The organism is Curtobacterium sp. ME12 (assembly GCF_903970855.1).
Lineage (GTDB): Bacteria > Actinomycetota > Actinomycetes > Actinomycetales > Microbacteriaceae > Curtobacterium > Curtobacterium poinsettiae_A.
Window position 1 is genome coordinate 1 of record NZ_CAJCKD010000023.1, and the last position, 13,002, is coordinate 13,002.

Sequence of the window (13,002 nt, forward strand, 5' to 3'; positions counted from 1 at the left end):
TTCAACCGTGACGACCGTGCTCCCCGTCGTGACAACGAGGACCGTCCGCGTCGCTCGTTCGACCGCGACGACCGTGCACCGCGCAGCTTCAACCGTGACGACCGTGCTCCCCGTCGTGACAACGACGTCCGTCCGCGTCGTTCGTTCGACCGCGATGACCGTGCACCGCGTCGTGACAGCGACGACCGTCCGCGTCGCTCGTTCGACCGCGATGCTCCGCGCAAGTTCGACCGTGACGGCCGCGCCCCGCGCAAGTTCGACCGCGACGACCGCACCGACCGTGCCCCGCGCCGCTCGTTCGACGAGCCCGAGCGCGGCGGGTTCGTGCCGGCCGACGACGTCAAGCTCGAGAAGCTCCAGGCCGAGGCCACGATCGCGGCCGACGTCGAGGGCGTGACCTTCGGCGACCTCGGCATCGGCGGCAACATCTCCCGCGCCCTGCAGGAGCTCGGCGCGTCGAGCCCGTTCCCGATCCAGGCGGCGACGATCCCCGACGTGCTCGCCGGCAAGGACGTCCTCGGCCGTGGCCGCACCGGCTCCGGCAAGACCATCGCCTTCGGTGCGCCGCTGGTCGAGAAGCTCATGGAGCACGGCGGTGGCACCAAGCGCAAGATGGGCCGCGCCCCGCGTGCGCTCATCCTCGCGCCGACCCGTGAGCTCGCCCTGCAGATCGACCGCACGGTGCAGCCCATCGCCCGTTCCGTCGGCCTGTTCACGACGCAGATCTACGGCGGCGTGCCCTACGGCCGTCAGGAGGGCGCGCTCGAGCGCGGTGTCGACATCATCGTCGGCACCCCCGGTCGCGTGCAGGACCTCATGAACAAGGGGAAGCTCGACCTCAGCGAGGTCATCATCTCCGTGCTCGACGAGGCCGACCACATGTGCGACCTCGGGTTCCTCGAGCCGGTGCAGGAGATCCTCTCCGCCACGGCCGAGGTCACCCCGCAGGGCAACCGCGCGCAGAAGCTGCTGTTCAGCGCGACGCTCGACACCCAGGTCGCGGCGCTCGTCGAGCAGTTCCTGCACGAGCCGAGCGTGCACGAGGTCGCGGGTGAGGACCAGGCGTCCTCGACCATCGACCACCGTGTCCTCGTGGTCGAGCAGCGCGAGAAGGACCGTCTCCTCGAGGAGCTGGTCGCCGGCGACGGCAAGACCATCGTCTTCGCCCGGACCCGTGCCTACGCCGAGCGTCTGGCCGACCAGTTCGAGGACGCCGGCATCCGCGCGACCTCGCTCCACGGCGACCTGAACCAGTCGCGCCGAACCCGCAACCTGCAGCTGCTCACCAGCGGCCGGGTGAACGTGCTCGTCGCCACCGACGTCGCCGCCCGCGGCATCCACGTCGACGACGTCTCGCTCGTCGTGCAGGCGGATGCCCCGGACGACTACAAGGCGTACATGCACCGCTCCGGCCGCACGGGCCGTGCCGGCAAGGAGGGCACGGTCGTGACGATCGTCCCGCGTGGCCGCATCCGCAAGATCGAGGGCATCCTCGAGCGCGCGGAGATCGAGGCGGACCTGGTGCAGGCCGCACCCGGTGACGGCATCGTGTCGGAGCTCGCCGCGCGGTAGTCGCGACCACACGACGGACGGGAGGTGGGCCCCACCAGCTGGTACCGGGCCTCCCGTCCGTCACATGGTGCGCAGGAATGGTCGGGTCGCGAAGTCGGACCCGACCATTCCTGCTCACGAAGCGGCCGCGCGGCAGCGCGCCTTCAGCGGTTGAAGAACAGCAGCCCGCGTACGAAGCCGGCCTGCCCCGCGTGCTGCGTGCAGTCGTCCAGGATGCTCACGAGTCGCGCGCCGGCCGTCACGGGCGGGTCCCACGCGTCGTCGACGACGGGGTCGAGGTCGTCCGGGCCGAGCGTGCCGAGGTACGCGACCGTGCGCTCGTGCACGGCGCGCAGGTACCCGGTGAGCAGCTCGGCGGACGCCCGCACCCGCCCGACGTCGTCGCGGGACATGCCGTAGCCGAGCGCCTCGGCAGGGAACGGCAGGCCGAACCGGTCGTACCAGCCGTCCGCCGTCCAGACCTGCTCGGAGCCGGCGAGGTCGGCGATCTGCACGTCCTGGCCGCGGGCGATGTGCCATGCGAGCCACGCCAGGGTGTTCGCCCCGGCGGCCGGGCGTGCCGCGAGCTGGTCTTCGGAGAGCCCGTCGACGGCCCGCTCGACCGTCTCGGGGACGCGGGAGAACGCTTCGATGAGGAGTTCAGAGGGGGTCATGGCGCTCACGCTACGCGGGGGCCGTGACACCCGCTGTCACACGGCGGTGCTGCGGTGGTGGCGCTCCAGGGCGGCGCCGAGCCCCTCGAACGCGGCCGCGACCGCGGCACGGTCCGACGGTGCGACGACCTGCCGGAACGCGTCGGAGTAGACGGCGCCGACCTCGCGGGCGACCGCCGTGCCCGACGGTGTGAGGTGCAGCAGCACGCTCCGGCGGTCCTCGGGGTTCGGGCGACGCTCCAGGTGTCCGTGCTTCTCGAGTCGGTCGATCAGCGACGTCATCGCACCGGTGGTGAGTTCGAGGTACTCGCCGGCCTGCTTCGGGGTCACGCCGTGGCCGCCGGCGGCGCTGAGGAAGAACACGAAGCGGGTGTCCGTGTCGTGCAGCCCGCGGATCGTGCTCTCGTGGTGCAGGACGCGCGCGTGCTGCACCTGGAGCACCCGGAAGGCGGTGAGCAGTCGCGGGAGGTCGACGTCCGGGTCCGCCCCGGCGCCGATCGGGTCGAGCGCCGTCACGTCGGGCGACACCGGCGCCGGCGGGGTCACGGGGTCGACGCGTGCCGCGGGGGCGGCGGGTGTGTGCGGGGGGAGGACGGCCGGGTCGGTGTCCGTCATGGGGGCTCGTCTCAGGTTCGGGGTGGGAATCTCAGTCAACAAGTATCTCAATCATTAAGATACCCCCAGCACGGGGGGTGTCCTCGCCCTTGTGAGCAACTCGACCGCAAAGTAGCTTGATCGTCGTACCACCTCGGCACGTAGCGCGACCAACCACCGCGGGCCCGTCCGAACCACCGATCAGATCTCTTCCTCACGGAGTCCAACCATGTCTCGTGTCACGCCTCGTGCTGCCCGCCTCGCCGCCTGGATCGCCATCCCCGCCGCCCTCGTCGCCTCGGGGGTCGTCGTGTCGACGGCCTCGTACGCGGCCTTCTCCTCGACCACGGTCAACCCGACGAACAACTGGACGGCCGGCAGTGTCGCCCTGTCCGACGACGACAACAACACCGCGCTGTTCACGGCGAACAACCTGAAGCCCGGCTCGACCGGTGCGAACTGCATCGCGGTGACGTCGACCGGTTCGCTGCCCTCGGCCGTGAAGCTCTACGGCACGAACGTCTCGACCACGAAGGACCTGGCGGCGAACGTCAACCTGACCGTCGAGCAGGGCACCGGCGGCGGCTTCGGCTCCTGCTCCGGCTTCACCCCGGCCGCCACCGGCGGCTCGCTCTACAGCGGCACCGTCGCGGGCTTCGGCGCCGCGTCGACCAACTACGCGACCGGCGTCGGCACCTGGGCCCCGACGGGCACCGCGTCCGAGACGCGCGTCTACCGCGTCACCTACACGGTCTCGAGCACCGCGCCGAACACGGTGCAGGGCGGCACCGCAGCCCTCGGCTTCACCTGGGAGGCCCAGAACAGCTGAGCCGGGCCCGGGGCCGAACCAGCCCCGTTCGTTCCCGCCCCGCAACGCGCCCCCGGTCGAAGGCAGTCATGAGCAGCATCGCAGTGCACGGTGGTCCCGCACCGCACGCAGCGGTCCGTGACGCCGTCGACTGGGGGCGCGTCGTCATCGCCACCGTCGCCCGGGGCGTGGTCGCGACGCTGCTCGGCCTCGCGCTCTGGGCGGCCGCGCCGGCCCTCATCGGCTGGCAGCCGACCACCGTGATGACCGGTTCGATGCAGCCGCGGATCGTCCCCGGTGACGTGGTCGTCTCGCGTCCGGTCGGCTCCGGCGAGATCGCGACGGGCAAGGTCCTGCTCGCCGACGACCCGGACCAGGCGGACCACCTGCGCATGCACCGCTACGTCGAGGACGGCCCCGGCGGCACCATGGTCACGAAGGGCGACGCCAACCCGCAGCAGGACTCGACACCGATCGAGCGCTCCGCGGTGCACGGCGTCGCCTTCCTGCGCATCCCCTTCATCGGCACCCCGATCCGGTGGATCAGTGCAGGGGAGTGGGGCCTGGTTGCGATGCTCGCGCTCGGCCTGACCGCGGTGCTCGCGCTCTGCACGATCGACGGGTCGCTCCGGCGACTCGTCGAAGCCGACGACGACACCGACGGTGCAGCCGGCGGTCCGGACGCCGCGGCTGGCCCGGACCACGCGGCCGGTCCTGCAGCCGGTACCGACGACGGCCTGGAGGCGCGGGACGGCGCCGCCACGGGCCTCCCGACCGCTGCGTCCAGCGTCCTCACCCGTCGCGCGCTGCGGCGACGAGCGCGTCGCGTGCGCCGACTGCGCCGCGTCGGCGGCGGCGCCGCGGTGCTCGTGCTCGCTGCGGCAGCCAGTGTCCTGCTGCCAGGAGCGGCGGACGCGGCTCCTTGGTCACGGACCACCGTCGCACCGACCGCGGCCTTCACGGCGGGCACGGCGACCCCCGCCACGGCGCTGACCTGCACGCCGAACGGTGACGGCTCGGTGAACATCGGCTTCGCGTACAACGGGCCGGCAGCGGCGTCCTTCTCGGTGCTCAACACGAACGCGAACACGATCGCGGCGACCGGACCGGCGGGCAGCACGGCGCCGATCCGGGTCACGGGCAGCGGCATCCTCACCCTCGGTGCGGTCGTCACCGTGAAGATCCGCACCAACTGGGCAGGTTCTTGGTACGTCGACAGCACGGCGACGACGCGCATCCAGACCGCGCTCGTCGGCACGAACCTGAGCTGCGCGAACTGACGCCCGATCGGTTGTCCACAGGGCACCGCGAGGTGTCCGGGGATGTCCCCGGACGGCGTTACCGTGGCCGCATGCGCATCCTGCACACCGGCGACTGGCACCTCGGCCGCACACTGCTGGGTGCCGACCTGCTCGAGCACCAGGCCGCGTTCACCGACTGGCTCGTCGACCTCGCCCGCGAGCGCGCGGTCGACCTCGTCGTCATCGCCGGCGACGTCTACGACCGTGCGATCCCGCCGGTGGACGCCGTCCGCATGCTCTCCCGCGTGCTGGAGCGCCTCGCCGAGACCACGACGGTGGTGCTCACGCCGGGCAACCACGACTCCGCCGCGCGGCTCGGCTTCGGGGCCGGCGTGATGGGGCAGCGCGTGCGCATCCTCGCCGAGCCCGCACACGTGGCCGATCCGGTGCTCGTGACCGACGACGACGGCCCGGTGGCCGTGTACGGCATCCCGTACCTGCACCCCGACCTCACGCGGTACGCCCTGGCGGCGGTCCCCGACGAACCCCTCGCCCGCTCGCACCACGCCGTCGTGCACGCCGCCACCGAACGGGTCCGCGCCGACCTCGAGACGCGGGCCGGCACCCGGAGCGTCGTCGTCGCGCACGCCTTCGTCGGGGGCGCCGACCCGAGCGACAGCGAGCAGGACATCCGCGTCGGCGGGGTCGACCGCGTCGCCGAGTCGGTGTTCGACGGGTTCGACTACGTCGCCCTCGGACACCTGCACGGCCCGCAACGCGTCGGCGACGACGACCGGGTCCGGTACGCCGGGTCACCGCTGGCGTTCTCGTTCGGCGAGCGGCACCAGCGGAAGTCCGTGACCATCGCCGAACTCGACGCGGCCGGTGCCGTCACCGTCGAGCTCGTGCCGACCCCGGTGCCGCGGCGGCTCGTGGACGTCCGGGGCAGCATCGACGCCATCGAGTCCGGGGACTTCCGGGCCGATACCGATGCCTGGGTCCGCGTCGCGGTGACCGACACCGTGCACCCGGAACGCATGTACGCCCGCGTGAAGGACCACTTCCCGCACGCCCTGGCGATCACACACGAACCGGCGGACCGGCCGACCGCCACCGCCGCGCGGGCCGTCACCGCGACGTCCGACCCGGTCGAGGTCGCCGGTGACTTCGTGGCCTTCGCCACCGGCGGGCTGCCCGACGACGACGAACGGGCGGTGCTCACCGAGGCGTACGAGGCCGCGGCGCTCGCCCTGCAGCGTGAGGGGGACCGCTGATGTACCTGCACCGACTCGAACTGCGCGCCATCGGGCCGTACCCCGACCTCGTGACCATCGACTTCGCGGCGCTGGCCGCGTCCGGGGTCTTCCTGCTCGAAGGGCCGACCGGTTCCGGCAAGTCGACGATCATCGACGCCGTCGTGTTCGCCCTGTACGGCGGACTCGCCGGGTCCGACGCCAGCTCCGACCGGCTGCACAGCCAGCACGCCGACCCCGTGGTCGAGCCGTTCGTCGAGCTCGTGTTCGAGACCGGTGCGGGCGTGTTCCGGGTCCGGCGCACCCCGCAGTACGACCGACCGAAGCAGCGGGGGACCGGCACGGTGAAGCAGCAGGCGTCCGTGGAGCTGTTCCGACTCGCGGCGCCCACCGACGTCGCCGGCGAACCCATGTCGTCCCGCATCCCCGAGGTCGGGGTCGAGATCGCCCGGATCGTCGGGCTCGACCGCGCGCAGTTCCTGCAGACCGTGGTGCTGCCGCAGGGCGAGTTCGCACGGTTCCTCCGCTCCCCGGGGGAAGACCGCCGGAAGCTCCTGCAGTCGCTGTTCGGCACCCAGGTCTACGACCGCACCGCCGACGAGCTCGCCGCTCGCCGCCGAGCCGTGCAGGCCGAGGTCGAGGGGGCCGACGACCGCGTCCGCGACGCCCTGGCCCGATTCGCGCAGGCGGCCGGCCTCGCCGACGCTGACGAATCCGTGGTCCCCGGCACGGTGGCGTCCCTCCGCGCGACGGCCGACGCCGCCGGGGCAGCCCGGGCGGCTGCGGCTGCCGCTGCGACGGCGGCGACCGAACACGAACGATCGGTGACGGCTCGTGCGGCCGCCCTCGACCGGCGAGCGGCACTGCTGCGGCGGCAGGCGCTGCTCGACGACGACGCCCCGCAGATCGAGCAGGCGCGGGCAGCGGTCGCGACGGCCGAGCGCGCCGCCCGGGTCGCGGCGGTTGCCGACGGCCTCGACGCCGCAACCGTGCGGGCCGACGACACCGCCGCGGCAGCGGCCCGGCTGCGTGACCAGCACGCGCTCCTCGCCGCCGATGCAGGGCAGGTCGTCCGGCGCCGCGACACGTTGACCGACGCCCTGTCCGACGTCCGGCACGTCGTCGCGGTCGAGGCCGAAGCGGACGCACGACGCACCGCCATCGCCGAGACCACTGCGACCGCATCGCGGCTCACCGACGACCTCGCCGCCCTCGACACCGCGCTCGAAGCCCGGCCGACGGAACGAGCCCGGATCGTCGAGGCCGCCCGCACCGCCTCGACGACCGCTGCCGACGCCGACGCCGCCGCGCACGAGGTCGCCCGGGTGCAGTCGCTCCGCGCCGACCTGGCCGCGCGCGACGGCGCCGAGCATCGCGTCGCCGATGCCGAACGCATCGTGGCCGATGCCCGCCGTCGTGCCACCGAGGCGCTCGACGCCGAACGTTCCCTGCGCGAGCGGCGGATCGCCGGGCTCGCCGGAGAGCTCGGAGCCGCGCTGACCCCCGGTGACCCGTGCCCGGTCTGCGGGTCGACCGTGCACCCCTCCGTGGCCGCGCCGCAGGACGACCACCCGACGATCCAGGCGGTGGAGTCCGCGGGCGACGCCACGCGTCTGGCCGACCAGCAGCTCGCGGACGCCGCGGCCGACCTGGCCGTCGAGCGCGCCGAGTACCTCCGACTGGTCGCCGTCGTCGGCGCGGTCGACGCGGTCGCCCTCGACGCCATGTCGGTCGCCGCCGACGAGCGGGTCCGAGCGGCGCACGACGCCGCGGCGCTCGTGCTGGACCACGAGCGTGAGCGAACGGCGCACGACACCGCGACCAGGGCGCTCGAGCGTGAGCGGAACGACCTCGACGCCCGGCGGACGGTGCTCGTGACGACTGCGGCCGCAGATGCCGAGCGGCTCGAGGCCGACCTGCGATCTGTGCACGAGGCGATCGACCGGCTCGGCGCGCTGCTCGACGGCGACGACACCAGCGACAGCGACAGCGCGCCGGTCTCGCTCCGGGCCGTGGTCGACGAGCTCGACGGACGGCTGACGGTGCTCCGCGCCGTCGCCGAGGCCGACGACCGCGCGGCAGTCGCGGCCCGCGCACGCGACGAGCGCAGCGCCGAGGTCGCCCGGGTCCTCGACGAGCAGGCGTTCCCCGACGTCGACGCCGCACGAGCCGGCCTGCTCGAGCCCGACACCGTCGCACGCTTCCGCAGCAGCATCAGCGCAGCCGAGGCCGAACGCGCCGTCGTCCGGGCAGGGCTCGACGACCCCGCGGTGGTGCAGGCCGCCGACGACGATCCGGAGCAGCTCGACCTGCAGGCGGCCCAGGCTGAACGGGTCCGCGCCACGGCCGAGCTCGACGAGGCCACCCGGCTCGCGGTCACCGCAGCGCACCGCGCCGAGGCCGTCGAGCAGTGTGCGACCGAGGTCGACCGCGCCGTTCGCGCGCGGCAGGAGACCTCGGCCCGCAGCCGCGCCGTCGTCCGGCTCGCCGACGTCGCGAACGGTGTGGCATCGGTGAACCCGACCGGCATCACGCTCGGCACCTACGTGCTCATGCGGCGCTTCGAGGACGTCGTGGCGGCGGCGAACGACCGGTTGCGCGGCATGCTCGCCGGGCGGTTCACCCTCGAGACCTCCGACGAACGGGAATCCGGGTCACGGTCGCGACGGACGGGGCTCGCCCTCGCCGTGCACGACCACACGACCGACACCATCCGTGATCCCCGCAGCCTGTCGGGCGGCGAGACGTTCACCGTGTCGCTGTGCCTGGCGCTCGGCCTGGCCGACGTCGTGCAGGCCGAGGCCGGCGGGGTCTCGCTCGGCACCCTGTTCGTCGACGAGGGGTTCGGCACGCTCGACCCCGAGACCCTCGACGACGTCATCGGGCAGTTGTCGCGACTGACCGCGGGCGGGCGACAGGTCGGGATCGTCAGCCACGTCGAGGAACTCAAGCAGCGGATCCCGGAGCGGATCGCCGTGCGACGCAACCCGGCCGGCGGGTCGCAGGTGACGACCACGGTCTGACCGGCGGGACGCTACGGGGTCGGTGTCGACTCCACCGTGCCGTCGGGCGGCGGCAGGATGTCCGCCGCGATCCACGGGAACACCCACTGGAACAGCACGAACACGATGGCGACGAGGAGCACGAGCAGCTCGAGCACCTTCAGGGCGGTGGGGCCGGGCAGCAGCCGCCAGACCAGGGGGAAGATCACTTGGCGGTCTCCGAGAGTTCCTTCGGGGTGCCCTCGGACGCGGGCATCCAGTAGTCGAGCTTCGCGTGCGTCACGAACCGCTCCGCCGCGGACCACATCGGGTGACAGGCGGTCAGCGTGAGCCAGCGGTCCTGGGGGGTCGGTTCCACGCCCGGCTCGTTCGGCACCGGCGCGATCGTCTCGATCTTGTCGGGCGTGACGATCTGGCTGTCGGTGACCTTGTAGACGTACCAGACGTCGAACTTCGTCTTGACGTCGGTGACCCGGACCACGACCGAGTCGCCCTTCTGCAGCTCCGCGATCTGGTTGAGCGGCTTGCCGTAGGTGACGCGGTGTCCGGCCACGGCGAAGTTGCCGGGTGCTCCGGGCATCGCGGTGTCCTGGTAGTGGCCGAGCCCGATGGTGTTGAGGACCTGCTCACGATCCGTGCCCTCGCCGATCGGCCGGTTGTAGTCCTTACCGAACCGGGGGATCTGCATCGTGCCGAACACGTCCGACAACCCCGGCGGTTCGTCCAGCACGGGTGCGGTGCCACGGTGCTCGGTGCCCTCGACCTTCGGCGTCTTGACCTGGTCGAGGCCCTGCACGAGCTTCGTCTGCTCGTTCACGGCGACGACGTCGGTCCACCACGCCGTCCACACGACGTACAGGCCGGTGCCGGCACCCGCGATGATGAGCAACTCGGCGATGAGCGACACGATCGCGCCGCCGACCGTCTGCCGTCTGCGCGGGGAACGCCGGGACCGCGAACCGGCTTCGTCGTCCCGTGCGCTGCGGCGCGACGGGAGGGTGTCGTGTGCGGTCACGGGGCTCCTGATCGGCTTGGTGGTCGGACAGGTCTATCAGATCACGGCGACAGGCCGGTGACGACGTTCTCCCCACCCCCGTTAACGTGGGGGCATGGAGTACCGGATCCGCCCGTTCCGCACCGAGGACACCGACGCGGTCGTCGCCCTGTGGGAATCGTGCGACCTCGTCCGACCCTGGAACGACCCCCGGCGTGACATCGCCCGCAAGCTGACGGTCCAGTCCGAGCTCTTCCTGGTCGCGGAGCCGGACGGTTCCGACACCGCCGAAGTGGTCGCCGCGGGCATGGCAGGCTTCGACGGGCACCGCGGCTGGGTGAACTACCTCGCCGTGCGCCCGGACCTGCAGGGCTCCGGCCTCGGTCGCACCCTGATGGCCGAGTTCGAGCGGCTGCTCACCGACCTCGGCTGCCCGAAGCTCAACCTCCAGGTGCGGACGGGCAACGAGCAGGTGCTCGGGTTCTACGCGGCCCTCGGCTACACCGACGACCGCACGGTCTCGCTCGGCAAGCGCCTCATCCCCGACGCCTGAGGGCCTCCTCGTGCTCCGGAGCCCAGGCTGCACGGTGCGGGTTCGCTCATCGGGTGCGGTGTCGGCGGCCTCGTGCGGTGCTGCAGGTCTGCACCGGGCGGTCGACCTCGCACGGGGTGGCCGCCCCCGACCGGCCCAACCCCGCCCCGCCCCGCCCAGCCCCGACCAGCCCCGACCAGCCCCGACCGGCCCCGACCCGACCCGACCCGGCACCGTGCCAGCCCCGAACGGGCCCTACGCCAGCGCCAGCGCCACCGACGCGACGAACGCCAGCACGATGCCGATCCACTGCTGCGCGGTCAACCGTTCCCGCAGCACCACCCCGGCCAGCATCACCGTGCCGATCGGGTAGAGCGCGTTGAGCACACTCACGACGGGCAGGGTCGCCGGGTCGTCGCTGCTGTGCAGTCCCGCCTGGATGAACACGTTCGCCATCGCGTCGAAGACGCCGCACACGGCCACCGTGACCAGCAGCCGCGGACCCCATGCGCGACGCGACCGAGGCTCGTGGACGGCGGCAGCCCCGTCGGGGCGGGCCGACGTCGGGGCGGACACCGGGCCTCCCGTCCGGAGCACGACGACGATCGCCGCCGCACCCAGCAGCACCGCCTGCAGCACCCGCGCGACCACGAGGGGTGCGATGCCCGAGTCGGACGGCGTCATGTCGTAGGCCAGCACGATCCCGCCGAAGCCACACCCGGCGACGGCGGCGGCGACGACGCCCCGCGCGGTGAGCCGTGTGCCCGAGGCGTCCCGGACCACCGCGACCAGGACCACCGCGACGACGGCGACCCCGAGCGCGCCGGTGGCCACGGGCGACAGCACCGTGCCGCGGAGCACCGCGACGAGCACCGGCACGACGGCCGCGAACACGGCGGTGACGGGGGAGAGCACGCTCATCGGTCCGATCGCGAGTGCCGCGTAGAGCAGCAGCACCCCGACACCGCCGGAGAGCCCGGCGACCGCACCCCAGACCGCGGCCGGCCACGAGAACACGCCACCCAGGACCACCAGCCCGACGAGCAGCGGCAGGATCCCGATCGCGGCGGCCACCGCCGTGACGACGACCGGTCGGACGCGGCGCGAGGCGAGTCCGCCCAGGAAGTCGGCGAACCCGTAGACGATCGCGCCGGACAGGCCGAACAGGACGGTGAGCACGGCTCCCATCCTGCCCGGCCCGGTACCCTGCGGTGCGTGAGTGTTCCCTACCAGCGCCTGCCCCGGATCGACGCGCGCTGGAGGTGGTGGCGGCCGCTCGTCGCCCTCGCGTTCCTGGCGGGGTGGTACCTCGTGTCGCAGATCGTCATCGCGGTCGCGTACTTCGTTCCGATCCTCCGCGCACAGGGCGCCGACGGCCTGATCCAGTTGCAGAACGACCTGGCGAGCGGTGCGCTCGACCCCACCGACCCGGTCGTGCTCTCGATGTCGCTGGTGTCGCTCGTGGTCCTGCTGCCGGGGATCCTGCTCGCCGTGAAGATCGCGCGGATCGGACCGGCCGGCATCCTGTCGTCGACGCGGTTCCGGGTCCGGTGGGCCTGGACGGCGTGGTGCCTGCTGCCGACGCTCGTCATCGCCGCGTTCATGTTCTGGTGGCAGGGGAGCGGCATGCTCACCTTCGACGGGGGCTTGGCGTGGAACCACGACGCGATCGGCCAGTCGACGGTCTCCCTCGGCACCCTCACCCTGACGATCGTCCTCGTCGTCCTGCTCGTCCCGTTCCAGGGCGCGGCCGAGGAGTACATCTTCCGTGGCTTCCTGATGCAGACGATCGCGTCGTGGATCCCGCGTCGCGCCGGCACGATCATCGCCGTGGCGATCTCGACGGTCGTGTTCGCGGTGCTGCACATCCCGAACGGCTACAACGTCTGGGGCATCCTCGACGTCGGCTCGTTCGGCCTGATCGCGGCGATCATCGTCCTCCGGACCGGTGGGCTCGAGGCCACGGTCCTGCAGCACGCGTTCAACAACATCATGATCTTCGTGCTGCAGGCACCCGGCTGGTCGCGGATCGACCTGACCTCGTCCGACGCGAACGGCACGTGGCAGGGCTGGCTCGTCACGCTGGGCACGTCGCTCGCGTTCTGGGGCATGGTCGAGTTCCTGGCGTGGTGGCGGGGCCTGGACCGCCGGTTCGCCGGGCACGAGGCACCCAGGTTCCGCGGTGTGACCCCGGCCTGGGCGGGCGGGGTGCGATGGACGCGGCCTGGAGGCACGGGCTGGGCGACCACGCCGGCCCGCGCCGACGACGTGGCCGGTTCCGACCGCCGTGCCGACTCCGGCACGGACGGCGCCGAGCACGGCGAGGCGCGCTGACCCCGACTGTGGACAGTGC

At 72.7% G+C, this 13,002-nt stretch carries 12 protein-coding genes; 7 read left to right on the forward strand and 5 right to left on the reverse strand.

Annotated features, from left to right (window positions below; genetic code table 11):
- Nucleotides 1-1,572, forward strand: a 1,572-nt coding sequence (locus tag H7A73_RS11820; protein ID WP_182066132.1) for a DEAD/DEAH box helicase, incomplete at its 5' end; no start/stop codon positions are given.
- Nucleotides 1,573-1,715: 143 nt separating this feature from the next.
- Here the strand turns inward: H7A73_RS11820 and H7A73_RS11825 are convergent.
- Together H7A73_RS11825 and H7A73_RS11830 are read right to left on the reverse strand one after the other, a co-directional pair.
- Nucleotides 1,716-2,225: a mycothiol transferase gene (locus H7A73_RS11825; protein ID WP_182066133.1), complete on the reverse strand. Its 510-nt coding sequence runs from the start codon at nucleotides 2,223-2,225 to the stop codon at nucleotides 1,716-1,718.
- Nucleotides 2,226-2,261: 36 nt separating this feature from the next.
- Complete coding sequence (locus H7A73_RS11830; protein WP_182066134.1) at nucleotides 2,262-2,840, reverse strand: MarR family winged helix-turn-helix transcriptional regulator; 579 nt, start codon at nucleotides 2,838-2,840, stop codon at nucleotides 2,262-2,264.
- Nucleotides 2,841-3,048: 208 nt separating this feature from the next.
- Here H7A73_RS11830 and H7A73_RS11835 point away from each other — a divergent pair, with 208 nt between their 5' ends.
- From H7A73_RS11835 to H7A73_RS11850, 4 genes are all read left to right on the forward strand, one after another.
- Nucleotides 3,049-3,648, forward strand: coding sequence for a hypothetical protein (locus H7A73_RS11835; protein ID WP_110864334.1), 600 nt, complete (start codon nucleotides 3,049-3,051; stop codon nucleotides 3,646-3,648).
- Between the two features lie 68 nt (nucleotides 3,649-3,716).
- The gene (locus H7A73_RS11840) at nucleotides 3,717-4,907 is read left to right on the forward strand and encodes a S24/S26 family peptidase (protein ID WP_182066135.1); all 1,191 of its coding nucleotides are present in this window, start codon (nucleotides 3,717-3,719) and stop codon (nucleotides 4,905-4,907) included.
- A 71-nt stretch (nucleotides 4,908-4,978) separates the two neighbouring features.
- Nucleotides 4,979-6,142 (forward strand): exonuclease SbcCD subunit D, encoded by a 1,164-nt coding sequence (locus H7A73_RS11845; RefSeq protein ID WP_182066136.1) that lies wholly within the window; start codon nucleotides 4,979-4,981, stop codon nucleotides 6,140-6,142.
- The gene (locus H7A73_RS11850; protein ID WP_182066137.1) at nucleotides 6,142-9,144 is read left to right on the forward strand and encodes an AAA family ATPase; all 3,003 of its coding nucleotides are present in this window, start codon (nucleotides 6,142-6,144) and stop codon (nucleotides 9,142-9,144) included. The genes H7A73_RS11845 and H7A73_RS11850 overlap by 1 nt, the downstream gene beginning before the upstream one ends.
- An 11-nt stretch (nucleotides 9,145-9,155) precedes the next feature.
- On the opposite strand, the gene H7A73_RS11855 is transcribed toward H7A73_RS11850, so the two are convergent.
- A complete protein-coding gene (locus H7A73_RS11855) occupies nucleotides 9,156-9,332 on the reverse strand; it encodes a hypothetical protein (protein WP_156463787.1) in 177 nt (58 codons plus the stop codon).
- Nucleotides 9,329-10,138 (reverse strand): class E sortase, encoded by an 810-nt coding sequence (locus H7A73_RS11860; protein WP_259362864.1) that lies wholly within the window; start codon nucleotides 10,136-10,138, stop codon nucleotides 9,329-9,331. Before H7A73_RS11860 ends, H7A73_RS11855 begins: the two co-directional genes overlap by 4 nt.
- A 94-nt stretch (nucleotides 10,139-10,232) precedes the next feature.
- Here H7A73_RS11860 and H7A73_RS11865 point away from each other — a divergent pair, with 94 nt between their 5' ends.
- Entirely contained in the window at nucleotides 10,233-10,670 is a 438-nt protein-coding gene (locus H7A73_RS11865) for a GNAT family acetyltransferase (protein ID WP_182066138.1), read from the forward strand.
- 234 nt (nucleotides 10,671-10,904) lie between these two features.
- Here H7A73_RS11865 and H7A73_RS11870 read toward each other — a convergent pair whose 3' ends face one another.
- Nucleotides 10,905-11,828 carry an EamA family transporter gene (locus tag H7A73_RS11870; RefSeq protein ID WP_182066139.1) on the reverse strand — a complete coding sequence of 308 codons (924 nt, stop codon included), beginning with the start codon at nucleotides 11,826-11,828 and terminating at the stop codon, nucleotides 10,905-10,907.
- 36 nt (nucleotides 11,829-11,864) lie between these two features.
- On the opposite strand from H7A73_RS11870, the gene H7A73_RS11875 reads away from it, so the two are divergent.
- Entirely contained in the window at nucleotides 11,865-12,983 is a 1,119-nt protein-coding gene (locus H7A73_RS11875) for a CPBP family intramembrane glutamic endopeptidase (RefSeq protein WP_182066140.1), read from the forward strand.
- Nucleotides 12,984-13,002 lie beyond the last annotated feature (19 nt).

Excerpts from the sequence above, each read along its gene's own strand:
- H7A73_RS11825 (WP_182066133.1), bottom strand. The coding sequence starts at position 2,225 with ATGACCCCCTCTGAACTCCTCATCGAAGCGTTCTCCCGCGTCCCCGAG.
- H7A73_RS11830 (WP_182066134.1), bottom strand. The coding sequence starts at position 2,840 with ATGACGGACACCGACCCGGCCGTCCTCCCCCCGCACACACCCGCCGCC.
- H7A73_RS11835 (WP_110864334.1), top strand. The coding sequence starts at position 3,049 with ATGTCTCGTGTCACGCCTCGTGCTGCCCGCCTCGCCGCCTGGATCGCC.
- H7A73_RS11840 (WP_182066135.1), top strand. The coding sequence starts at position 3,717 with ATGAGCAGCATCGCAGTGCACGGTGGTCCCGCACCGCACGCAGCGGTC.
- H7A73_RS11845 (WP_182066136.1), top strand. The coding sequence starts at position 4,979 with ATGCGCATCCTGCACACCGGCGACTGGCACCTCGGCCGCACACTGCTG.
- H7A73_RS11850 (WP_182066137.1), top strand. The coding sequence starts at position 6,142 with ATGTACCTGCACCGACTCGAACTGCGCGCCATCGGGCCGTACCCCGAC.
- H7A73_RS11865 (WP_182066138.1), top strand. The coding sequence starts at position 10,233 with ATGGAGTACCGGATCCGCCCGTTCCGCACCGAGGACACCGACGCGGTC.